Annotated in this window: 19 protein-coding genes and 4 tRNA genes; 5 read left to right on the top strand and 18 right to left on the bottom strand. The window is 66.6% G+C overall.

Annotated elements, in window-relative coordinates:
- The 6 genes from QRO93_RS15210 to QRO93_RS15235 all read right to left on the bottom strand — a co-directional run.
- Window positions 1–499: GTP-binding protein (locus QRO93_RS15210; RefSeq protein ID WP_197598347.1), on the bottom strand; the 499-nt coding region annotated here is incomplete at its 3' end.
- Window positions 500–554: 55 nt separating this feature from the next.
- Window positions 555–630, bottom strand: a tRNA-Thr gene (locus QRO93_RS15215).
- 49 nt (window positions 631–679) lie between these two features.
- A tRNA-Gly gene (locus QRO93_RS15220) sits at window positions 680–753 on the bottom strand.
- Between the two features lie 24 nt (window positions 754–777).
- Window positions 778–863 (bottom strand) — tRNA-Tyr (locus tag QRO93_RS15225).
- Window positions 864–1,000: 137 nt separating this feature from the next.
- Window positions 1,001–2,017 carry an isoaspartyl peptidase/L-asparaginase family protein gene (locus QRO93_RS15230; protein WP_053448880.1) on the bottom strand — a complete coding sequence of 339 codons (1,017 nt, stop codon included), beginning with the start codon at window positions 2,015–2,017 and terminating at the stop codon, window positions 1,001–1,003.
- Between the two features lie 79 nt (window positions 2,018–2,096).
- A complete protein-coding gene (locus QRO93_RS15235; RefSeq protein WP_180878923.1) occupies window positions 2,097–3,116 on the bottom strand; it encodes a cyanophycinase in 1,020 nt (339 codons plus the stop codon).
- A 170-nt stretch (window positions 3,117–3,286) separates the two neighbouring features.
- Here QRO93_RS15235 and QRO93_RS15240 point away from each other — a divergent pair, with 170 nt between their 5' ends.
- Window positions 3,287–6,025, top strand: coding sequence for a TonB-dependent siderophore receptor (locus QRO93_RS15240; protein WP_180878921.1), 2,739 nt, complete (start codon window positions 3,287–3,289; stop codon window positions 6,023–6,025).
- 53 nt (window positions 6,026–6,078) lie between these two features.
- Here the strand turns inward: QRO93_RS15240 and QRO93_RS15245 are convergent, their stop codons facing one another.
- The 9 genes from QRO93_RS15245 to QRO93_RS15285 all read right to left on the bottom strand — a co-directional run bounded on the left by QRO93_RS15245 (window position 6,079) and on the right by QRO93_RS15285 (window position 14,370).
- Window positions 6,079–6,717, bottom strand: a complete 639-nt coding sequence (locus tag QRO93_RS15245) for a hypothetical protein (protein WP_053448878.1) — start codon at window positions 6,715–6,717, stop codon at window positions 6,079–6,081.
- A 659-nt stretch (window positions 6,718–7,376) separates the two neighbouring features.
- Window positions 7,377–8,468, bottom strand: a complete 1,092-nt coding sequence (gene ychF, locus QRO93_RS15250; RefSeq protein WP_008264918.1) for a redox-regulated ATPase YchF — start codon at window positions 8,466–8,468, stop codon at window positions 7,377–7,379.
- Between the two features lie 151 nt (window positions 8,469–8,619).
- The gene (gene pth, locus QRO93_RS15255) at window positions 8,620–9,198 is read right to left on the bottom strand and encodes an aminoacyl-tRNA hydrolase (protein WP_133933894.1); all 579 of its coding nucleotides are present in this window, start codon (window positions 9,196–9,198) and stop codon (window positions 8,620–8,622) included.
- 48 nt (window positions 9,199–9,246) lie between these two features.
- Window positions 9,247–9,864, bottom strand: a complete 618-nt coding sequence (locus tag QRO93_RS15260; protein WP_008268775.1) for a 50S ribosomal protein L25/general stress protein Ctc — start codon at window positions 9,862–9,864, stop codon at window positions 9,247–9,249.
- A gap of 110 nt (window positions 9,865–9,974) precedes the next feature.
- Window positions 9,975–10,934 carry a ribose-phosphate diphosphokinase gene (locus QRO93_RS15265; protein ID WP_005415400.1) on the bottom strand — a complete coding sequence of 320 codons (960 nt, stop codon included), beginning with the start codon at window positions 10,932–10,934 and terminating at the stop codon, window positions 9,975–9,977.
- Window positions 10,935–11,074: 140 nt separating this feature from the next.
- Window positions 11,075–11,151, bottom strand: a tRNA-Gln gene (locus QRO93_RS15270).
- A gap of 11 nt (window positions 11,152–11,162) precedes the next feature.
- On the bottom strand, window positions 11,163–12,032 hold the full coding sequence (gene ispE, locus QRO93_RS15275) for a 4-(cytidine 5'-diphospho)-2-C-methyl-D-erythritol kinase (RefSeq protein WP_053448877.1): 870 nt from the start codon (window positions 12,030–12,032) through the stop codon (window positions 11,163–11,165).
- On the bottom strand, window positions 12,029–12,688 hold the full coding sequence (lolB, locus tag QRO93_RS15280) for a lipoprotein insertase outer membrane protein LolB (protein ID WP_180878919.1): 660 nt from the start codon (window positions 12,686–12,688) through the stop codon (window positions 12,029–12,031). The genes ispE and lolB overlap by 4 nt, the downstream gene beginning before the upstream one ends.
- Window positions 12,685–14,370: a tetratricopeptide repeat protein gene (locus tag QRO93_RS15285; protein ID WP_180878917.1), complete on the bottom strand. Its 1,686-nt coding sequence runs from the start codon at window positions 14,368–14,370 to the stop codon at window positions 12,685–12,687. The genes lolB and QRO93_RS15285 overlap by 4 nt, the downstream gene beginning before the upstream one ends.
- A 63-nt stretch (window positions 14,371–14,433) precedes the next feature.
- On the opposite strand from QRO93_RS15285, the gene hemA reads away from it, so the two are divergent.
- Genes hemA through ppk2 form a run of 4 tightly spaced genes read left to right on the top strand, consistent with a single transcriptional unit; the run spans window position 14,434 to window position 19,318 of the window.
- Window positions 14,434–15,717 carry a glutamyl-tRNA reductase gene (gene hemA, locus QRO93_RS15290; protein WP_053448874.1) on the top strand — a complete coding sequence of 428 codons (1,284 nt, stop codon included), beginning with the start codon at window positions 14,434–14,436 and terminating at the stop codon, window positions 15,715–15,717.
- Window positions 15,695–16,777 carry a peptide chain release factor 1 gene (prfA, locus tag QRO93_RS15295; protein ID WP_180878913.1) on the top strand — a complete coding sequence of 361 codons (1,083 nt, stop codon included), beginning with the start codon at window positions 15,695–15,697 and terminating at the stop codon, window positions 16,775–16,777. Before hemA ends, prfA begins: the two co-directional genes overlap by 23 nt.
- 5 nt (window positions 16,778–16,782) lie before the next feature.
- Entirely contained in the window at window positions 16,783–18,489 is a 1,707-nt protein-coding gene (locus QRO93_RS15300; protein WP_180878911.1) for a tetratricopeptide repeat protein, read from the top strand.
- A 46-nt stretch (window positions 18,490–18,535) separates the two neighbouring features.
- A complete protein-coding gene (ppk2, locus tag QRO93_RS15305) occupies window positions 18,536–19,318 on the top strand; it encodes a polyphosphate kinase 2 (RefSeq protein ID WP_049455893.1) in 783 nt (260 codons plus the stop codon).
- Between the two features lie 623 nt (window positions 19,319–19,941).
- On the opposite strand, the gene QRO93_RS15310 is transcribed toward ppk2, so the two are convergent.
- The 3 genes from QRO93_RS15310 to QRO93_RS15320 form a co-directional block, all read right to left on the bottom strand.
- Complete coding sequence (locus QRO93_RS15310) at window positions 19,942–21,660, bottom strand: thiamine pyrophosphate-dependent enzyme (RefSeq protein ID WP_180879187.1); 1,719 nt, start codon at window positions 21,658–21,660, stop codon at window positions 19,942–19,944.
- A gap of 109 nt (window positions 21,661–21,769) precedes the next feature.
- Window positions 21,770–22,627: an XAC2610-related protein gene (locus QRO93_RS15315; protein ID WP_180879189.1), complete on the bottom strand. Its 858-nt coding sequence runs from the start codon at window positions 22,625–22,627 to the stop codon at window positions 21,770–21,772.
- A gap of 36 nt (window positions 22,628–22,663) precedes the next feature.
- Window positions 22,664–23,146, bottom strand: a complete 483-nt coding sequence (locus tag QRO93_RS15320; protein ID WP_008265564.1) for a DUF3574 domain-containing protein — start codon at window positions 23,144–23,146, stop codon at window positions 22,664–22,666.
- Window positions 23,147–23,353 lie beyond the last annotated feature (207 nt).

The following is a 23,353-nucleotide window of genomic DNA, read 5'->3' on the forward strand; positions in this document are numbered from 1 at the left end:
CGTCGCCCGGGAAGTCGTACTTGCTCAGCAGCTCGCGCACTTCCATCTCGACCAGCTCGAGCAGCTCGGCGTCGTCAACCATGTCGGCCTTGTTCAGGAACACGACGATGTACGGCACGCCGACCTGACGCGACAGCAGGATGTGCTCGCGGGTCTGCGGCATCGGGCCGTCAGCGGCCGAGCACACCAGGATCGCGCCGTCCATCTGGGCGGCACCGGTGATCATGTTCTTGACGTAGTCAGCGTGGCCCGGGCAATCGACGTGGGCGTAGTGACGGACCGGGGATTCGTATTCGACGTGCGCGGTCGAGATCGTGATGCCACGCGCCTTTTCTTCCGGCGCGGCGTCGATCGAGGAGTAGTCCTTGAACTCGCCACCGAAGCGCTCGGCACCGATCTTGGTCAGTGCGGCGGTCAGCGTGGTCTTGCCGTGGTCGACGTGACCGATGGTGCCGACGTTGACGTGCGGCTTGGTGCGCTCGAACTTACCCTTGGCCATGGCTGCTTATCTCGAATTCGTCTGAGAGGTGATGCTTAAGAGGTGATGCTTAAGATGGTGCTCACGAAAGGAATCGAACCTTCGACCTCTTCCTTACCAAGGAAGTGCTCTACCGACTGAGCTACGTGAGCCGAGTTTTGCATTATGACATGAACTCGATAATATTCAAAGTTCATTCAATGGAGCGGGAGACGGGAATCGAACCCGCACCATCAGCTTGGAAGGCTGAGGTTCTACCATTGAACTACTCCCGCGCCGGGAATGTCACAACGTGAAACTGGTGGAGGGAGGTGGATTCGAACCACCGAAGGCGTAAGCCAGCAGATTTACAGTCTGCCCCCGTTGGCCGCTTGGGTATCCCTCCTTACCACCCCATTCCGTTGCCGCCGAAGCGTTGCGATGTGTGGTGGTGAGCCGCTTATTCTGCTGATGGGATGGGGGCCTGTCAACGCTTTTTTCCATCTTTTTCACACGTTGTCGCAAACCCATTGATACGCAAGGTTATTGCCCCGGGACCGGCAGGGTCTCGCTGGCGAAAATTGCGACATGGGGTACACCATCGGCGCCGATCCAGCCCCGATACATGCCCTGGGTGTTGAACGGCGTGGCCATTTTTCCGTCTGCGGCCAGCACGATCGCACCACCGTCGCCGCCCATCTGCGGAATCGCCTCGTTGATCACGCCCTTGCCGGCCTGCTCCGGTGTCTGCCCCTGGTAGCGCATGCGTGCGCAGATCTCATGCGCGGCGGCGGTGCGGATGTAGTACTCGCCCCAGCCGGTGCCCGACACCGCGCAACGGGCATCGGCCCAGGTGCCGGCGCCGATGATCGGCGAGTCGCCCACGCGTCCGTAGCGCTTGTTGGTCATGCCGCCCGTGGAGGTGCCGGCGGCCAGGTGCCCCTGCGCGTCGAGCGCGACCGCGCCCACGGTTCCAAAGTGCTTCGCGGTCTCCAGGTCGGCATGTGCCTGGCCGCTGGCCTCTTCCTTCAACGCCCGCTGCAGCTGCTGCCAGCGCTTGTCGGTGCGGAAGTACGACGGGTCCACCAGCGGGATGCCCTGCTCGACTGCGAAGGCTTCGGCACCCTGCCCGACCATCATCACGTGCCTGGACTTCTGCATCACGGTCTGCGCCAGCTGGATCGGGTTGCGCACCCGCTGCACACCGGCCACAGCCCCTGCCGCCTGGCTTGCGCCATCCATTACCGCTGCGTCCAGCTCGTTGTGGCCGTCATGGGTGAACACCGCGCCCTTGCCGGCATTGAAGGTCGGGTCATCCTCCAGCACGGTGATCGCCGCGGTGACCGCGGCCAATGCCGGGCGTCCGGCCGCCAGCTCGGCGTGCCCCTTCAGCAGCGCGGCGCGCAGCGCTTCACGTGCGGCCTTCTCTTCGGCCGGCGACAGGTCCTTGCGCTCGACACCGGCGCCGCCATGGATGACCAGCAGCGGCGAAGTGGCCGGTGCAGCCTGGGCAAGCAGGGGCAGGGACAGCAGCGCGGACAGCGCCAAACGCAGTTTCATCGGGTACGTCTCCAGCAGGACAAAAGAAGCGATTACAGGGGTCGTGCCGGCCCGCGGCCAGCACGAGCGGAAAGGAGCATCATTGGCGCACGACGTCGATCTCGCCGTCGCTGACGTCGGCGACGGCCTGGTAGTCGGCCTCGGCCTCGAAGTCATCCAGCCGCATGCGGCTGCCACTGCCGACCACCGTCACCGGCACGGCATGGAAGCGCAGCGGCTCGCCCTCGACCAGGCGGTCGGCATCGCGCCCGGGGCTGACCACCCACACCTTGCCCTCGCCGTCGGCGCTGTAGACCTGGGCCTGGCCATCCGGCTCCACGCACAGCGCCGTGTCCTCGTCGACGCCGATACCGACGATGTCGGGGTCGCCACTGTCCTGCGCGGCACGGGCCACGAACACGATGAGGCGGCCAAGGCGATCGCGCTTGTCGAAGTGGGTGTCGGTGACCACCCGCTGCAGGTAGGGCATCTGCAGGAAGCCACTGTCCATGGTGACCGCGCTGCCCATCGGGTCGGCCAACGCACCGGCGGAACTGATGCTGCCTCCGTCCAACGCGCCATAGGCATAGCCGCCAAGGATGGCCAGGCCTGCGCTGGTACCGGCGATCGGCTTGCCCGCGCGTACGTGGGCGTTGAGCGCGCGGTTGAGCGCGGTGCCCTTCCAGAAACGGATGTAGCGCGACTGGTCACCGCCGGCGATGAAGATGGCATCGGCCGCTGCAACCACCCGCAGCACGGCCGGATCGTCGGCGCCGCGGCGGCTGTCGAAGACCAGGGTCTGCACCGCGGTGGTACCGCCGATCTCCCGGTACAGGCGGTCCTGCAGTTCGTCGCGGCCGGAGGCACGCAGAATCAACACGCGGCCGTTGCCGGCCTGCCTGAGCCACCACTGGAATGCCTCCGGCACCCATTCGCCGCCGCCCATCAGCATCATCGCCGGCGCGCGCGGTCCGGGCCTCGGCGCCTCCAGGTTCCCCACTTCGTAGTAGGCGAAGCCGGGGCTCTGCAGATCCTGCGCCGGGGTGGCGAACGGCCAGGCCAGAACCAGGCAGGCCAGCCAGACGAGGGGCCCTCGCAGGGCGCTGAGGAGGCGTCGCATCTTGATCTCCCTGAACAAAATCGACTTGCAAGCGTTTTCACTCTTTGCCAGATAGGAAGCCAGTAGTCAAGGACATAAAAAAGGCGTTAAATGCGCGCGCCCATTCCGGAAATCTGAATGGGGGACAGGGCCCCTCCTCTGCGGGCCGGCTTCATTTTCGAGAATTCCTCATGCGTAGAAAGGCGATGGCGTGGTCGATCCAGCTGGCGTTGATGGGCGTGGCTGCTTCCGCGGCGGCCCAGGCACCGGCTTCCTCTTCGGTTCAACAACTGGATGCGGTGCAGGTCACCGGTTCGCGCATTCCGCGCGCCCAGGTGGAAGGTCCCGCCCCGATCACGGTGATCAGCGCCGAGCAGATCCGTTCCAGCGGCTTCACCACCGTGCCGGATGTGCTGCGGTCGATGACCCAGAACGGCGGTGAGACCCAGAGCCAGCAATCGTCCAGCGGCGCCGACTTCTCGCCGGGCGCCCAGCAGGTGGACCTGCGCGGCCTTGGCCCGAACCACACGCTGGTGCTGGTCAATGGCCGTCGCATCGCCGACTTCCCGATGCCGTTCAAGGGCCGCAGCAACTTCACCGACGTCTCCAACATTCCGCTTGGCATGATCGAGCGCATCGAAGTGCTGACCGGCAGCGCTTCGGCCATCTACGGCTCCGACGCGATCGCCGGCGTGGTCAACTTCATCCTGAAGAAGAAGGCCGACGGCACCACGATCGACATGCGCATGGGCACCACCAGCGAGGGCGGTGGCGAGTCGTTCGACATGAGCCTGGCCAGCGGCTTCAGCCGCGGCAACTTCAACGCCGTGTACAGCGTTGAGCTGCAATCGCAGACCCCGTTGTGGGCCTATGAGCGCGACATCCAGGATTCAACCCAGGACGGCCCCACCGAGGGCTCGCGCATCGCGCGCCGCGCCTACCTGCGCACCGACTACAACGACGACTACCTGGACCCGGGCGCCGCTACCTGCGAGGCATTGGCCGGGCAGAACCAGGGCAGCACCTACCGCGCCTTCCGCCCGAAGTACGGCTACTACTGTGGCAGCGACGCGTCGATCGGCTACGGCACCATCCTCAGCAAGCGCCGCGGCGCCAATGGCTATGCGTCGCTGAGCTACGACTTCGACAACGGCCAGCAGTGGTTCGCCGACGTGCAGCTGGGTTACCACACGATGTCGCTGATGCGCGACGTCACCAAGTGGGGCCGGATGGATGCCAACGGTGACGAGTCGGGCTACTTCAACAACCAGGCCACCGGCGAAATCGAATTCTGGCAGCGCCAGTTCTCGCCCGAGGAAATGGGCGGCCTGCGCAACGCGATGGTGCGCAGCACGCAGAAGACCTTCAGCGTGACCACCGGCTTCAAGGGCAACCTGGCCGGCAACTGGGACTACGAGGCGGCGCTGAGCCACTCCCAGTACCAGTCGCGGATCAGCTGGGCGCAGATCATCGCCGCCAAGGCCAATGACCTGTTCCTCGGTCCGCAGCTGGGGGTGGACGATGACGGCTTCCCGATCTACAACGCCGACCCGTCGCGCCTGTACCGGCCGCTGACCCGCGCCGAGTACGATTCGATTGCCGCACGCACCACGTACTCGCCGAAGTCGCGCACCGAGACGGCCGCGTTCACCGTGACCAACTCTGCACTGTTCGGCCTGCCGGGCGGCGATGCCGGCTTTGCCGCGACCGTGGAAGTGGGCCAGCAGGCCTACGCGCTGAATCCCGATCCGCTGGCCACCCAGTACTACTACTACAGCTGGAAGGACTCGGACGGCCAGGGCTCGCGCAACCGCTGGGCCACTGCCGCCGAGCTGCGCATGCCGCTGCACGACACGGTCAACCTGAGCGTGGCCGGTCGCTACGACCAGTACCGCTATTCGGGCCACACCATCGGCAAGGCGACCTGGAGCGGCGGCCTGGAATGGCGCCCGATCGATACCCTGCTGGTGCGTGGTTCGTATGGCACCGCGTTCCGTGCACCGGACCTGCACTACGTGTTCGCCGGCCCGGGCAACGACGAGACCAGCGCCGAAGACCTGTACAGCTGCCGCCTTGAGGGCGCCAGCGACTGTTCGGATTACGAGCGCAACCTGATCCGCAGCCGCACCGGCAACCGCCAGCTCGACCCGGAAACCAGCACCTCGTGGAGCGCCGGCTTCGTCTGGTCGCCGGCAATCGGCCTGGACCTGTCGGTGGACTGGTTCGACATCGACATGCGCAAGCAGGTGCAGGACATGGACGTGCGCACGATCCTGGCCAATGAAGCGAACTGCCGCCTGGGCAGCGCCGACGTCAATTCGCCGACCTGCGTGGATGCGCTCGACCGCATCACCCGTACCAGCGACGGCCGCCTGTATGGCGTGCGCGTGGCGCCGATCAACGTCGCCCGCGAGTCCACCTCCGGCATCGACGTGGGCCTGCGCTACCGCCTGCAGACCGGGGTCGGCGACTTCATCCTCAACGGCACCCACACCTGGGTGAAGAAGCACGATTTCCAACGCTATCCGGGCGACCCGACCCTGGACCAGTTCGCGGTCAACAGCGGCTTCGACATCCCGCGCACCAAGACCAGCCTGAGCGTTACCTGGGAGAAGGACGCCTGGTCGGCCACGGTCTACGGCTCGCGCCTGGGCAAGCTGCCGACCTCGGACAACTACGACCAGGTGTTCAAGTGGGACAGCGGTGACAGCCCGTACGTGAAGGCGACCTACCGCTACAACGCGTCGCTGCAGTACCGCTTCGACGACCATTCGCGCCTGTCGCTGTCGGTGGTCAACGTGTTCAACAAGATGCCGCCGAAGGACGCCACGTACACCGCGTACCCGTACTACGACGTGTCCTGGTTCGACAGCGTCGGCCGCACGATCAATCTGCAGTACACCCACAAGTTCGGCGGCAGCGCGCTGTAAGCCCGGGCTGTACTGGATGCAGGAAGGACGGAGGCGCAAGCCTCCGTCTTTTTTTACAGAGTCGCCTCAGGCCCCGACTGCGCCGGCGCTGCAAAGCGCCAGAAAACGCGCACCACGCCCAGCATCTGCCCATGCAACTCGTCATACCGGGCGATGACCTCCGGCGGGAACGATACTCTGCCGCTTGCATCCAGCGGAACCGGCTCCCCCAGCGCGCGGGCCAGGTCGATGTAGAAGTGCGACATATCCCCGTACGGGCGCTTGCTGTCCATGAGCATCACCGCCCGCCCCAGCACCCGGGTGTTCATGCTTCGCAGCAGCAAAAGATGCTCCGATGTCACGGTGATCGCTTCGCCGCCGCCGGAGCCACCTGCGGCCTCGGCCAGCACATAGCTGCCGGGCTCAAGCATGCCCTCCAGCATGAAACTGGATGCGATCCGGGCGAGCCGTTCGGCAAAGGCCCTTTCCTCGTTGGCGCCTCGCCCAGATGACCCAGGGCAGATGCGAGCCAATGCTGCGTAGGCGATCAGCGCTTCCTCATCTGCAGCATCGACGGCGTCCAGGTAGATACCCTGGCTCTCGCTGAAGTCCGCTTCGGGCCGCAGCCATTTGCGCATTGCACTCAGCATGATGACCTCACTGCACTCCAGTGCTGCCGCGCTTCCTCCGACCTTCTCGGATCGCGCGACCATGGATCGATATCCATAAGCCAGGAGGAGGCCGACGAGAAGGATCGCAACTACCCACCAGTACGCTCGGGGTGCCATGGAGATTCTCCGGATAGCGCGCAGGCATGACATCGCGCGCCCGTATGAGTGGAAGGGTCAGCCGATAGTCTGAAGCAACACCATCCAGTGCTACATGCAATGAATCCGAAATTGATGGCTGCCATGGCATGTGGGTTTTCCACACCACGCGTGGAAAGCGATGGGAACTTGGTGTGGACAAGTGGCCGCGAGGCTTGCAGTGCAGGCGTTTCCACGCGTGGTGATTTTTTATCCATCACCGTGATTGTTTTCCACACGGGACGTGGAGAGCGATGGGAACTTGATGTGGACAAGTGGGTGCGAGCATTGCGCCGCAGGTGTTTTGAGGCGCGGTGAATTTTTGTCCACGATTCGACCGCACTGATCGGGGTCGGAGCTCTTTCCTGCGGAAAGGGATCCGACCCCACGGTTTTCCACATTGGGCGTGGAAAGCGGTGGGGGTTTGGTGTGGACAAGTGCGTGCGAGCCTTGCACCGCAGCCGTTCCGGAGCATGGTCAATTTTTGTCCACGCCCGAAACCGATACCGAAAACGCAAACGCCCCGCACGAGGCGGGGCGTTCGGGGTCGATCGGTTACCGCCGGATCAGACGTTGAAGCGGAAGTGCAGCACGTCGCCTTCCTGCACGCGGTATTCCTTGCCTTCCAGGCGCAGGCGACCGGCTTCCTTGGCGCCAGCTTCGCCCTTGTACTTGATGAAGTCGTCATACGCGATGGTTTCAGCGCGGATGAAGCCCTTCTCGAAGTCGGTATGGATGACCGCGGCGGCCTGCGGGGCGGTGGCGCCCTTGCGCACGGTCCACGCGCGGACTTCCTTCACGCCGGCGGTGAAGTAGGTCTGCAGGCCGAGCAGGCTGTAGGCCGCGTTGATCACGCGGTTCAGGCCCGGCTCGCTCAGGCCGAGGTCGGCCAGGAAGGTGTCGCGGTCTTCGTCGTCGAGCTGGGACAACTCCTCTTCGATCGCGGCCGACACCGGCACCACCTGCGCGCCTTCGGCGGCAGCGTGGGCGCGCACGGCGTCCAGGTGCGGATTGTTCTCGAAACCATCTTCCAGCACGTTGGCGATGTACATCACCGGCTTCAGGGTCAGCAGGAACAGGTCACGGACCAGCGCCTTCTCTTCCTCGTCCAGGCCGACCGAACGGCCGGACTTGCCGTCGGACAGCGCGGCCTGCAGCTTGGCCAGCACCGGCTTGCGTGCCGCCGCTTCCTTGTCGCCACCCTTGGCGGCGCGCTCGGCGCGGTTCAGCGCCTTCTCGACGCTGTCCAGGTCGGCCAGGGCCAGTTCGGTATCGATGGTTTCGATGTCCGAAATCGGGTCGACCTTGTTGTTGACGTGGATGACGTCGGCGTTCTCGAAGCAGCGCACCACGTGGGTGATCGCATCGACTTCGCGGATATGGGCGAGGAACTTGTTGCCCAGGCCTTCACCGCTGGCGGCACCGGCCACCAGGCCGGCGATGTCGACGAACTCGACCGCGGTCGGAATGACCTTCTGCGGGTTGATGATCGCCGCCAGTTCGTTCAGGCGCGGGTCCGGCACCGGCACGATGCCGACGTTCGGTTCGATGGTGCAGAACGGGAAGTTCGCCGCGGCGATGCCCGCCTTGGTCAGCGCGTTGAACAGGGTCGACTTGCCGACGTTGGGCAGGCCGACGATGCCGCATTTGATACCCATGGGTGACAGCTCTCTGGGGTGAAAGTGATTGGTGAAACAGCGCGCGCGCTGCTTGGCCAATCCATCTCGGTCTGGAACATCCGCCAACCAAGGTTGGCGACTACGGGGGTGAAACGCGTGCCAACCAAGGTTGGCACCTACCCAAAGCGGGTTATTTCGGGGTGTGCAGCCGCTTCATCGCTTCGCTGAAATCACCCTGTACCGCCAGCGGCATCACGTCGATGGCATCGTCGATGGCGCGTGCGATCAGCAGGTCATCGTCCTTGGACGGGCGTCCCAGCACCCAACCCACCACGCGGTCCTTGTGCCCGGGATGGCCGATGCCCACGCGCAGGCGATGGAACTTGCCGTGGCCGAGCAGGCGGATGGTGTCGCGCAGGCCGTTCTGGCCACCATGGCCACCGTCGAACTTCAGCCGCGCCACGCCGGGCGCCAGGTCCAGTTCGTCATGGGCCAGCAGGGTTTCCTCCGGCTCGATCTTCCAGAACCGCTGGGCGGCGGTGACCGACTTGCCACTGAGGTTCATGAAGGTGGCGGGCTTGAGCAGCCACACCGTCTGCCCGGCGATCTCGACCTTGGCGGTCTCACCGAACAGCTTGCTGTCCACATTCCATCGCGCACCGGCCTTTTCAGCCAGGGCCTCAACGAAATGAAACCCGGCATTGTGCCGGGTCCGGGCGTGTTCCGATCCAGGGTTGCCCAGACCGACGATCAGTCGCAGTCCTGCCATGGTTCCTTCCAGAACGGTGCCTGCCCGAAGGCAGGCACCGTCACTGCATTACTCGGCAGCCGGAGCTTCAGCGTCGGCAGCGTCTTCCTTGCCGTGCTTGGCGGTGACGATCGCGTCGTCGTGGTCCTTGCCCAGCGCCAGGGCCGGGATTTCCACGCCCTTCGGCAGCTTGATGTTGGACAGGTACACCACGTCGCCAGCGGCCAGGTCGGCCAGGTCGACTTCGATCGACTCCGGCAGGTCCTTCGGCAGGCAGCTGATGGTCACTTCCTTCAGTTCGTGGGTGACCACGACGTCGGCAGCCTTGCCGGCCGGCGAGGTGTCTTCGTTGATGAAGTGCAGCGGGACCGAAGCGGTCAGGGCTTCGTTCTCGTTCACGCGCTGGAAGTCCAGGTGCATGATCAGCTGCTTGTACGGGTGGCGCTGCATGTCACGCAGCAGGACCTTCTGCACCTGGCCGTCCAGGTTCAGGTCCAGGATCGAGGCATAGAACCACTCGTTCTGCTGGGCCAGCCAGATTTCGTTGTGGTCCAGGCTGATGGCGACCGGCTCGGCGTTGCCGCCGTACACGATGGCCGGGATCACACCGGCGTGACGCAGGCGGCGGCTCGCACCCTTACGCTGCAGTTCACGCTTGGTGACCTTGATTTCATGGGTCTTCGACATTTTCGACTACTCAGGTTGTTGCCTTGCCTTGCGGCGTGGCGGTTGAAGATGCTTCCGCGACCAGAAGCATCCGGGACATGCCCCCACCGTTGCCGGCAGGGGCGAAAAACTCAATCGACGTACAGCGAGCTGACCGACTCGCCGAAGGCGATGCGGCGCATCGTTTCGGCCAGCATTTCCGCCACGCTCAGCTGGCGGATCTTGCTGCACACCCGCGCGGCGTCCTTCAGCGGGATGGTGTCGGTCACCACCAGCTCGTCGAGCTGGGAATTGGTGATGTTGTCCACCGCCGGGCCGGACAGCACCGCGTGGGTGCAGTAGGCGGCGACCTTGAGCGCACCGCGCGCCTTGAGGGCAGCGGCAGCGGCGCACAGGGTGCCGGCGGTATCGACGATGTCATCGACCATCACGCAGGTCTTGCCTTCGACGTCACCGATGATGTTCATCACGGTGGAGACGTTGGCGCGCGGGCGGCGCTTGTCGATGATCGCCAGGTCGGCGTCATCCAGGCGCTTGGCCACCGCACGGGCGCGGACCACGCCGCCCACGTCCGGCGAGACGACGATCAGGTTCTCGGTGCCGTAGGCGCGCCAGATGTCGGCCAGCAGCAGCGGAGAGGCGTACACGTTGTCGACCGGAATATCGAAGAAACCCTGGATCTGGTCGGCGTGCAGGTCGACGGTCAGCACGCGATCAGCGCCAGCGGTGCTGAACATCTTGGCCGCCAGCTTGGCGGTGATCGGCACGCGCGAGGAACGCATGCGGCGATCCTGGCGCGAGTAGCCGAAGTACGGCACCACGGCGGTCACGCTGGCCACCGATGCGCGCTTGAGCGCGTCGATCAGCACCAGCAGTTCCATCAGGTTTTCCGCGCTCGGCGCGCAGGTCGGCTGGATCACGAACACGTCCTGCTTGCGGACGTTCTCTTCGATCTCCACCTGCACTTCACCATCGGAGAAGTGCGAAACCAGCGCCTTGCCCGGGCGAACCCCCAGTTCCTTGCAGATGTTCTGCGCCAGACGTTTGTTGGCGTTGCCGGAAAAGACCAGCAGGTTCGGGGACTCTTGCATCATGATTGTCTCGGGCGGGGACGAGTGGCGGGGATCCGGAGTCGGCAAGGACCCTCATGGACCCTTGCTGCTGACAACACCGCGGTTGTTTCCACGTCCCGCGCAGGCGATGCGCTGGAAGGCGCGGACACAGCCGCTATTGGCAGGGGCGGTAGGATTCGAACCTACGAATGCCAGGATCAAAACCTGGTGCCTTGGGCCTCTTGGCGACGCCCCTGCATTGATAAATCAGTGTTGCTCGAGTGCATCCAGCAGTGGCGAACGCGCAACGCCCGCTGCCACCCTTGCCCGCAACTCCTTCGGCAACTTCGACCGTCCCTGCTCTGCGGCAGCCTGCGATGCGAACTCGACGAAACAACCACTTCCCGAACCGGTCAGCCGCGCGGAGCCGATGCCGCTCAACGCTGCGAGCGCGGCCTCGACGGCAGGCTCACGGCGGCGCAGCACCGGTTCGAACGCGTTCCCGACCAGGGTCCCGGAAGCGAAGTCCTCTATTTTCGCCACTGGGCTGTCGCGCGTCAAATCCGGGTCTGCGAACAGGGCCGGCGTGGGAACATGAACGCCCGGCTCGACCACCACATACCAGGCCGGCGCCAGCGTGATCGGCTGCAGCCGCTCCCCCACCCCTTCGGCCCAGGCATTGCGGCCACGCACGAATACCGGCACGTCAGCCCCCAGGCGCAGGCCCAGCGCGGCCAGCGCGTCTTCGTCCAGGCCGGCCTGCCAGAGCCGGTTCAACACGACCAGTACGGTGGCCGCATCCGACGAGCCACCGCCGAAACCGCCACCGGCGGAAACATGCTTTTCGACGATGATGTCCGCGCCTTGCGCGACATTCGCCGCATCTTTCAGCAACCTGGCGGCACGCACCGCCAGGTCATCGGCCTCGGCCACGCCCGCCAGGCCGCCGCCCTGCCGACGCACCTGGCCGTCTTCACGCAGGCGCAGGCCAATGCGGTCCCCCCAGTCCAGCAGGCGGAACACGGTCTGCAGCTCGTGGTAGCCATCAGCCCGGCGGCCGGTGATGTGCAGGAACAGGTTCAGCTTGGCCGGGGCTGGCCACCAGGACCAGCCCGCGTCGTCGGCTGCACCATTCATGGTGCGCCCTGTCCCCACTGGTCCACCAGCAGGCGCACCTTGGCGTCGCCATTGCCGGCCTCGATCCGGCGCGGCAGCGCCGGGCGTCCGCCCTCGGCCGGGTACCAGTCCAGATACTGCACCTGCCAGCCCATCTGCTGCATGCGGCGCGGTCGGCCTTCACCGTCACGCTCGACCTTTTCCGGGCCGGCGGCATCGCCGGCCACCAGGCCACGGATCCAGTCCGGCAACTGGTTGACCGGGATGTCCCAGCCGGTCGCTTCCAGCAGCAGCTGCTGGGCGTCCTCGCCATCACGCGCCCCCCCGGCCAGTCCTTCCAGGCGACCGGCCTCGGAATGGGTATCGCCGGTCAGCTTCCAGCTCTGCCGGGTCACCGGTGCGCTCAGCTCGACCACGTAGCGGCGCCCGTCCTGCTTCCAGTCGATGCGACCGCTGCCACCGTCCTTGCCCTTGCTGACCGCGACCCGGCCCTGGAAAGCCCAGTCCGGCTGCGCCTGCAGAGCCGCCACGCGCGCGGCCTCGGCCTGCGCCGCTTCGGCCGACACCGTCTCGACCACGGCCGGGGCCGGCGTCTTCTGCGTGCCCACCGTCGTGCACGCGCTGACCGCCAGGGTCACGGCCGCCAACAGCAGCGGCCGGATAAAGGGAACACTCATGGATTGAATTTCTCGCGGGCGCGCAGCAGCGCGCGGTTTTCAGGGTCGAGCTTGGCCGCTTCCTCGAAGAAGTGGCGGGCCTCGTCATGCTTGCCCAGCACCCACAGCACCTCACCGACATGGGCGGCGATCTCCGGGTCCTTGGCCAGGGTCCAGGCACGGCGCAGCTGCACCAGGGCCTCTTCCTTGCGGCCCAGGCGGTACAACACCCAGCCGTAGCTGTCGACGATGGCCGCGTTGTCCGGCTCGGCCACGCGGGCACGGTCGATCAGCTCCAGCGCCTCCTGCAGACGGCCGGTACGGTCGGCCAGGGTGTAGCCCAGCGCGTTCAGTGCCGGCACGTTCTCCGGGTCGGTCACCAGGATCTTGCGCAGGTCAGCCTCGGCTCGCGGAATGTCGTCACGACGCTCCCAGGTGAGCGCACGGGCGTACAGCAGCCCGTTGTCATCCGGGTAGGCGGCCAGGCCGCGGGCCAGCGCGTCCAGTTCACCGGCACTGTCGTCGGCGCGCTGGCGCAGCTCGGCCTCCAGCAGGTAGGCATCGCGGCGCACATCGTCGTCGACCACCGCATCGGACTGGATCGCGTGCACTTCATCCAGCGCCAGCGGCAGGCGCCCGGCCAACGCCTGCGCATTGGCCGCACGCAGGCGCGCTTCGCTCAGCTCATCGCCACCGGGCACGCTGTGGTACCACTGCACCGCCTCGGGATAGCGCTTCAGGTACTCGGCGATCTTGCCCAGCAGCAGGCGCTGCGCCGGGTCCGGCTTCGCCGCCTGCCGCGACAGTTCGTTGTACAGGTTGGACAGCGCGGCCTTGTCACCCTGCTTGGCCAGCAGCGAGGCGCGCATGCCCCAGGTCTGCACGTCCTGCGGGCCGAACGCCAGCACGCGCTCGGCCGCGGACGGCTGGCCGAGGCTGTCGTAGGCGATGGCCACCGCGTTGCGCAGTTCCGGGTCCTGGCGGGTCTTCGGCTCGACGTCGTGCAGCAGCGACAACGCCTTGTCGGTCTCGCCGGCCTGCTGCAGCTGGCTGGCGCGCAGCAGCGCCACGCGCGGCTCCTCGGGGAACCGCTTGACCACTTCGTCGATCATGCGCCGCGCCAGCTCGGGCTTGTCCATGCGCAGGGCCAGGCGGCCAAATTCCTGCCAGGCCTCGATCTTCGGCGGAATGGCGTTGGCATCGACCAGCTCCCCCAGCACCTGCGCCGGCACCGCCGGATCGCGGCCACCGCCGATCAGCGCGGCCAGGGCGAACTTCCAGCCACGTTCATCAGGGTCGGCCAGCAGGGCCTGCAACTCGGCGCGGGCGGCCTTCACATCGCCCTGGCGCATGGCCAGCGCACCGGCGGCACTGCGCATGGTCAGCGAGCTGGGCGCGCGCTGCTGCCACAGGGCCAGGCCCTTGGCGGCGCTGGCATCGTCGTTGGCGAGCATGGAAATGCGGGTGGCACGCTCGGCAAGGCCGGCATCGCCGTCGGTCTGCTGCGCCGCCTGCAGGTACCCGCGTGCGGCCTCGGCCAGCTTGCCGGCCTGCAGCGCGAACTCACCGGCCATCACCGGTTCCAGCGCCAGTTCCTCAGTGGCCGCGGCCCGTACGGGGGCCTTGGGCGGCACCGCTGCCAGGGCCTGGCCGCAGGCCAGGGACAGCAGCAGAACACTGGGGATGCGAATCAATGCGGGCATCGTCGGCATCGGGGCCTTAAAATGTCGTCCAATGGCCAGCAGCTTATCGCAAGCAACTGAACAATGACCCTGTGGGTGCTCGGACTGAATCACCAGACCGCACCGGTAGAGCTGCGCGAGCGCGCGGCCTTCGCCGGTGAGGCGTTGCCGCGCGCGCTCGGTTCGCTGCGCGATACCCCGCAGATCGCCGAGGCAGTGCTGCTGTCCACCTGCAACCGCACCGAGCTGTACGCCGTGGCCGATTCGGCGCAGGCGCTGGACCAGTGGCTGCACGCCCAGGCCGGCGACCTGCAGGGTTACCTGTACCAGCATGCCGACGCCGATGCGGTGCGCCACCTGTTCCGGGTTGCCACCGGGCTGGATTCGATGGTGCTGGGCGAACCACAGATCCTGGGCCAGGTGAAGGATGCCTGGTCGACCGCGCGTGACCACGGCCTGCTCGGCCAGCGCCTGGACCGCCTGTTCCAGCAGACCTTCTCGGTGGCCAAGCGCGCCCGCACCGATACCCAGGTCGGCGCCAACCCGGTGTCGGTGGCGTCGGCTGCGGTGCGCCTGGCGCAGAACGCGTTCGCGCGCCTGGACGATTCCACCGTGCTGCTGGTCGGTGCCGGCGAGACCATCGAACTGGCCGCGCGGCACCTGAGCGAGGGCAAGGTACGGCGGCTGCTGATCGCCAACCGCACCCTCGCCCACGCGCAGGAACTGGCCACCCGCCATGGCGGGGTGGCCCTGCCGCTGACCGAACTGGACCGCCATCTGGGCGAGGCCGATGTGGTGTTCTCGGCCACCGCCGCACGCGAACCGGTGATCCATCGCGAGATGGTGGCCAAGGCCCTGCGCGCGCGCCGGCACAAGCCGATGCTGCTGTTCGACCTGGCCGTGCCGCGCGACATCGAGGCCGAGGTCGGCACGCTCAATGACGCCTTCCTCTACACCGTCGACGACCTCGAACGCGCGGTGGAAGACAACCGCCGTGGCCGCCGCGAGGCGGCCGCCGAGGCCGAAGCCATCATCGACCTGCAGGTATCGCGCTTCATCGAGACCCAGCAGGCCAGCGCCCACCAGGCACCGCTGCGGCAGCTGCGCGCATTCGGCGAGGCCACCCGCACCGAGCTGCTGGAGCGTGCCCGCCAGCAGCTGGCCAACGGCAAGCCGGCCGACGAAGTACTGGAACTGCTGGCCCACGGCCTGACCAACCGATTGCTGCATCCACCGACCGCTGCCCTGCGCGCCGCCGCGCTGAGCGGCGATGCTGACCTGACCCGCGCCGCCGAGCGCCTGTTCCCGGCCACGCCGGGTTACCGCCACCCACCCGTGAGACCCGATGACGCCGACCCTGCGCCGTAAGCTGGAAGCGCTGGCCGAGCGCCGCGAAGAACTGGAACGCCTGCTCGCCGAACCCGATGTGGTCGCCGACAACACCCGTTTCCGCGACCTTTCGCGCGAATTCGCCCAACTTGAACCGGTCGCTGCCGCACTCGCCGATGAGGCCCGCGCCAAGGCCGACCTGACCGCCGCCGAAGGCATGCGCGCCGACCCCGACCTGCGCGAGCTGGCCGACGAGGAAATCGCCGACGCGCAGACGCGCCTGCAGCAGCTGGAGCAGGAACTGGCGCTGCTGCTGGTGCCGCGCGACCCGCGTGACGAGGGCAACCTGTTCCTGGAAGTGCGCGCTGGCACCGGCGGCGACGAAGCAGCGATCTTTGCCGGCGACCTGTTCCGCATGTACGCCCGCTACGCCGAGCGCCAGGGCTGGAAGGTCGAGATCGAGTCGGACAACCCGGGTGAACACGGCGGCTACAAGGAAGTGGTGGCGCGCGTGGTCGGCCGTGGTGCGTTCTCGCGCCTGAAATTCGAATCGGGCACGCACCGCGTGCAGCGCGTACCGGCCACCGAATCGCAGGGCCGCATCCACACCTCGGCCGCCACCGTGGCGATCATTCCCGAGGCCGACGAAGTCGATGACATCGTCATCAACCCGGCCGACCTGAAGGTGGACACCTTCCGCTCCTCCGGTGCCGGTGGCCAGCACGTCAACAAGACCGAATCGGCCATCCGCATCACCCACGTGCCGACCGGCGTGGTGGTGGAATGCCAGACCGAACGCAGCCAGCACGCCAACCGCGACAAGGCGATGAAGCGCCTGAAGGCGCAGCTGCTCGACGCCGAACGCCAGCGCCAGGACGCGGCGCAGGCCGAGTCGCGGCGCCTGCAGGTCGGCAGTGGTGACCGCAGCCAGCGCATCCGTACCTACAACTTCCCGCAGGGGCGGATCACCGACCACCGCGTGGAAGGCCTGACCCTGTATGACCTGCCCAACATCCTGGCCGGCGACCTCGACCCGCTGCTGCAGCGGCTCAGCCACGAACACCAGGTCGACGCCCTGGCCCAGCTGTCGGCGGGCTGAGTCGCGTGTCCGCCTGGCAGCAGCGGCAGCACCTGCAACAGGCGATCGCGCGCCAGCCCAGCGATTTCGTCGCCTGGGTGATGCTGGCCGACCTGGAACTGGAAGCCGGCGACATCGCCGCCGGCGAGCAGGCCGCACGACGCGCGCTGCAGCTGCGCCCGAACCATCCCGAAGCGCTGGCGCGCCTGGGTCGCGTGGCATGGATGGCCGGCGCGCATGCCGACGCCGCGACGCTGCTTGGCCAGGCTGCCGCCCTGGCACCGCAGCACCCGGGCATCGCGCTGTGGCTGGGCCACGCGCTGGAAGATGCCGATGATGCCGAAGGCGCGGCGGCGGCGTATCGACGCGCGCACGCACTGATGCCGTCCGAGCCGTACATCGCCGCACAACGCCTGGCCTGGCAGCGTCGTCTGTGTGACTGGCAGGACGTGGACGCAATGGCCGCGCAGGTGCGCAGTGCACTTGCCTCCGGACAAGGCGTGGTCGAACCGTTCGCCTTCCTCAGCGAAGACGCTTCCGCCGCCGAGCAGCTGGCCTGTGCGCGCGCGCGTGCATCCGCCGTAGCCGCTTCGGTGCGACCGCTGCCACCGGTAACGGTGCGTACCCAGGGCCCGCTGCGGGTTGGTTTCCTCTCCAACGGATTCGGCGCCCATCCCACCGGGCTGCTGACCGTGGCCCTGTTCGAGCAGCTGCGCGATGACCCTGCGCTGCAACTGCATCTGTTCGCGCTGAGCCGCGACGATGGCAGCCGCATCCGCCGGCGACTGCAGGCGGCGACGCATCTGCACGATGTCGCCGGCCTGCGTCATGCCGACATTGTCACCTGCATCCGCGGGCAAGGCATCGACCTGTTGTTCGACCTGCGCGGCTGGGGTGGCGGCGGCACGCCGGAAGTTCTGGCCATGCGCCCCGCCCCGCTGCAGCTGAACTGGCTGGCCTACCCGGGCACGTCCGGAGCGCCGTGGATGGATGCAGTGATCGGTGATGACTTCACCCTTCCCCCATCACTGGAACCACACTACAGCGAACGCGTGCTGCGCCTGCCGCGCGCCTTCCAGCCTTCGGACAACACCCGTGTGCTGGAGTCCGCACCGACGCGTGCCGAGTGCGGCCTGCCCGAACGCGGCGTGGTGTTCTGCTGCTTCAACAACAGCTACAAGCTCAACCCGCGCAGCATGGGCCGCGCCTTCGCCGTACTGCAGGCGGTGCCTGGCAGCGTGCTGTGGCTGCTGTCCGGCCCGGGCCAGGCCGATGCACGGCTGCGGGCGGCTGCGCAGAACGCGGGCCTGGACCCGGCACGCCTGGTGTTCATGGCCAAGTTGCCGCATCCGCAGTACCTGGCCCGCTATCAGCTGGCCGATCTGTTCCTCGACACGCATCCGTACAACGCCCACACCACCGCCTCCGATGCGCTCTGGGCCGGCTGCCCGGTGCTGACCTGCCCCGGCGACACCTTCGCCGCGCGGGTGGCCGGCAGCCTCAACCATCACCTCGGCCTGGCCCGGATGAACGTCGCCGATGATGCAGCGTTCATCGCCACCGCCAGTGCGTTGGGCAACGACCCGGCGGCGCTGGCCGCGCTGCGCGCCGAGCTGGCGCAGGCACGCGAACACAGCGGCCTGTTCGACATGGCCGGCTTCGCCCGCGACCTGTCAGCGCTGCTGCAGCAGTTCGCCGGTGAGCACGGCTGGCGCGGCGTCGACAGAACCTGAGCACCACCTGCGCTACGCTCGGGCTTCCTTCCCGCGTGGTGTGACGATGGCAAAGCTCAAGCGCAAGGAGTACGACGAACTGCTGCTGCCGCTGCAGCTGGAACTGACCGCGATGGCGCGCTGGGTGCAGCACAGTGGCCAACGCCTGCTGGTGCTGTTCGAAGGCAGGGATACGGCGGGCAAGGGTGGCGCGATCCAGGCCATCAGCCAGCATCTCAACCCTCGCCAGTGCCGGGTGGTGGCCTTGCCCAAGCCCACCGACCGTGAGGCCACGCAGTGGTATTTCCAACGTTATGCATCGCACCTTCCCGCCGCCGGCGAGATCGTGCTGATGGACCGCAGCTGGTACAACCGCGCCGGCGTCGAGCGGGTGATGGGGTACTGCAGCGAGACCGAGTACCAGCAGTTCCTGCGCCAGGCGCCGGTGTTTGAACAGCTGCTGGTGGACGACGGCATCCTGTTGTTCAAGTACTGGCTGTGTGTGGACCAGGAGCAGCAGGAAAAGCGCTTTGCCGAGCGCCACATCGATCCACTGAAGGGCTGGAAGCTGTCGCCGGTCGACCTGAAGTCACGCAGCAAGTACAGCGCCTACACCGAAGCGCGCGAGGCGATGCTGCGCGCCACCCATCGCGAAGGCGCGCCGTGGACGCTGGTGGATTTCAACGACCAGCGGCTGGGCCGGCTGACCCTGGTGCGCAACCTGCTGGACCGGTTGCCGGACACGCGGGTGGATGCGCCGTTGCCGGAACTGCCGAAGCTGAAGGGCAAGCTGCATCGCGAGCACTACGATGTGCTGAAGCCGATCGAGGATTTCCCGGTCGAGGAATAGGGTTTGTTCGGCAGGGCTGCGCCCTGCACCTGCAGAAGCCTTCAAGCAACGGCCGAAGCAACAGCAGAAGCAGGCATTACGTGGGATGGCGGGGCGGTGCCGGAGTGCGGGGACGCCGTGAACCCATCCCTGGGGGCTTGGCCGCGGCATCCATGCCGCGGACACCCCGCACTCCGACACCGCCCCACCTCTGACAGATTCCTGCGGCCGTGGGTAGGTGTCGACCTTGGTCGACACGTAGATCCACGCGATGCGTGGATGACTCTCCATCGAAATCGAACATCTCGAGAATTGATCGAAGAGCATCCAGGCATGGCGTGGATCTACTGCAGATCGCGGAAATCTGTCGAAGGCGGGGTGGGTCCGGTTGCGGGGGCGTGAGCCGCATGGATGCGGCGACCGAGCTTACAAGGGTGAGGGCGCTTTGCTTGCGAAGCACCGCTTCGCAAGCGCCCGAACGCACAGCCGCCAGCGGCTGGGCCGGGCCCCGGAGGGGGACTTGCAGCGTCCCCCGCAATCGGACCCACCCCGCCATCCCACGGATTGCCCGCTTTTGACGTTGCGGTTGCCGTTGATGTTGATTCGGCGGGTGCAGGGCGCAGCCCTGCATCAAACCCACCCCGTTACTTCTTCAGGAAGTTGTCCACCAGCAGATGCTTCACATCGTCGAAGCGGCCGTTCAACACCGCTTTGGCCGCATACAGCGCGGTACCCGCGACCTGCTTCGCCTCGATCTGCGGCGGCATCACCAGCTCTGCGCGGCTGGTATGCACATCCAGCAACGCCGGGCCGCGCTGCGACAGGAAGTCCTGCACCGCCTCTTCCAGATCCTCGCTGCGGGTGACGGTGCGGCCATGGAAGCCGATCACCTCGGCCAGGCGGCCGAAGTCCGGGTTCTTCAGGTCGGTGTAGTTGTCCAGCAGGCCTTCCACCTTCTGCTCCAGCTCGACGAAATTCAGCGAGCCGTTGTTGTACACCACCACCTTGATCGGCAGGTTTTCCTGCACGGCGGTCAGCAGGTCGCCGAGCAGCATCGCCAGGCCGCCGTCGCCGGACAACGAGATCACCTGCCGCCCCGGGAACGCCTTCTGCAGGCCCAGCGCCTGTGGCATCGCGTTGGCCATCGTGCCGTGCAACAGGCTGGTCAGCGTACGGCGGCGGCCGTTGACCCGGATATGCCGCAGCACCCACACCATCGGTGAGCCACCGTCGGCGGTGAACAGCGCGTCGTCCGTCGCGTATTTCGACAACAACGCCGTCAGGTGCTGTGGATGGATCAGCTCGCCCTCGCCCGGCTGCTCTTCCTGTTCGCGCTTCTTCAGCGCCTTGTCGCGGCGCTCGATGCATTCGTCCAGGAAACTGCTGTCCTCGCGTGGCGGCAGCATCGGCAACAAGGCGTCCAGCGTCGGCGCGATGTCACCGACCACGCCCAGGTTCACCGGATGGCGGCGGCCCAGATGGCTGCCGTCGCGGTCAACCTGGATGATCGTAGCCTTGTCCGGATAGAACTGGCCCCACGCGAAATCGGCACCGAGCAGCAGCAGCGTGTCGCACTCCATCAGCGTGTGGAAGCCCGATTCGATGCCGAAGATGCCGGTCATGCCCATGTTGTAGGGGTTGTCGGGCTCGACGAAGTCCTTGGCGCGCGAGGTATGCGCGACCGGCGCCTGCAGCCGCCGCGCCAGTTCCAGCAGCTGCGGGTGTGCGCCCTGGCAGCCTGCACCGGCATAGATGCCGATGCGCTTGCCCTGCCCCAGCAGCTCGGCGATGCGTTGCAGTTCAGCGTCGGACGGGCGCAACACCGGCTGGGTGTAGTGCACCGAGAACGGCACATCGTGCTTCACTTCGGCCTCGCTGATGTCGGCCGGCAGGATCACCACCGCCACACCGCGGCGGCTGATCGCGGCCTGGCAGGCCAGTGCCACCACGCGCCGCGCCTGCGCAGGGCTGTGCACCTGTTCGCAGAACACCGTGCAGCTGCCATAGACCGCCTTGAAATCCACTTCCTGCGGGAACTCCATGCCCAGCTCGCTGGTGACGATCTGGCTGGCGATCAGCACCATCGGCGCACGATTTCGATTGCTCTCAAAGATGCCGTTGATGAAGTGCAGGCCACCGGGGCCACAGGAACCGGCGCAGGCGGTCAGTTCGCCACTTACCAGCGAATCGGCACCGGCAGCGAACGCGGCCACTTCCTCATGGCGTACGTGCACCCAGGCAATGTCGCTGCCATGCATCGCATCGGTCACATGGTTGAGCGTATCGCCCACGATGCCATAACAGCGGCGGACGCCTGCCTGCTGCAGGGTGTCCACCACGATTTCGGCCACGCGCTTGCTCATCGGATACATCCTCGAACGGGGGAACGTCCGAGGCTAGACCCGGGGAAGTGATGCTTCCGTGGGCAAATCGCGCATCACCTCGATGTGCAAACTGCAGACGGATATCCGGTCAATCGTTGAGGTTGATCCAGCCCAGCACCGCACCGTGTTTCGGATTCTGGTAGCGCAGCTTCATCCATCCATCCTGTTCATCCAGCATTTCCACACGGTCGCCCTGCACCAGGTAACGCTGGGTGCTGGACGCGCCGGGCTTGTCGAACAGGAACAGGCGCGCGGGCACCACGGTCGCCTGCTGACCACGCAGCGGCCCGCCAGGCGGTGCGCCCAGGCCATCGGCGATGGCGGTCTCCAGCACCTTTCCAGCGGGGTCATAGGTCCGCCAGACCGCCAGCGGGCCCTGCTCGTCGCTCTGCTCCCAACGCAGCGCGGCGTTCAGCGTGTCGCCCAGCATCAAGACGCTCTCGGCGCGGTACAGATAGAGCTTTGAAACTGCAAACCGGTACTGGTCGGCGTACCACATCGGGCCACTGCGGCAGCTGCTGGTGAGGGTGCGGCTCGCACGATCGACCGTCAGCCCCATCAGGTCACCGCAGCTGTCCTTGCCGTGGGTTTCAGCCTGCAGCGCGCGGAACCCGCCACTTGCCGGATCAAAGCGGTACACCGCCACCGCTTCATTGACCATGCCCACCGATGCGCGTGCGATCAGCTCCGGGTAACCATCGAAGTCGACATCCTCCAGACCCCACCGCGAGTTGCCGTCCGCATCCGCCGCGCCGGCCAGCGTCTGGCGCTTGCCCGACGGCGAAAGCTGCACCGCAATGTTGCCGTCCTGCTGCGGATCGGCGTGCGCCTGCACGTGAGCGGCCACCTGGAACCGCAGCGTTTCGCTGCCGTCCCCGCCCGCCTGCGCCGACGGTGCCAGCACGCCTGCCAGCACCACGCCCAGCACCCACTCCCTGTAAGCCATCATCACTCCCTGCGGCACCGCGGCGGCACCTTCAACTCAGAACGATACCTCGACCGGCTGCCGCGACCACAGCACCGACTGATGCCTGGTCTGCTGCTTCCACGCCAGGCGGATCGCCTCGATGTCCGCCCGGCGCTGCGGGGTGTCCTCGTGCAGCACCACCAGCACCTTGGTGCGCAGGCGGTTGGGCGAAGCATCGCCGCGGAACAGCCACTGGCCGTAGGCATCGAACACGGTCAGGCCATCCGGGAAGCGCGGGGTCACTTCCTTGTCCAGGAACGCGCGCCACTGCGCCTCGCTGATGGTGTCGGCCTGCGGACGGCTGCCTGCGCCCTGCTCTTCGCCCACGCCGAAATACAGCTCGCTGCGCACCCAGCCGTGGCCGTCGGACGGGCGTGCCGCATCGCCCTTCAGTTCGGCGGTGGTGGCCGTGGCATACGCACTGGGCGCCTGCGAGGACAGGCTGGCGCAGCCGCTGGTGGCCAGCAGCACGGCAAAGACGAGGCCAAGGTGTTTCATCGGTACAGCTCCGGGCAAATAGGGGGACAGGGCGAGCCGGCAGCGTACAGCGCCACCGGCCCGGCGTGCTGATGCCGGCACGGCATCAGCTCATGCCGGACCGGCAGGGGCTTGCATCGGCAGCGGCCATCACGCGAAGATAATATATCGCTTCATCCGGATGGATGTAAGTGAAACCATCTCCCCCTTCCCCGTCGTCGTTGTTGC

The sequence above is a fragment of the Stenotrophomonas maltophilia group sp. Smal17 genome (assembly GCF_030237045.1).
GTDB classification, from domain to species: domain Bacteria; phylum Pseudomonadota; class Gammaproteobacteria; order Xanthomonadales; family Xanthomonadaceae; genus Stenotrophomonas; species Stenotrophomonas forensis.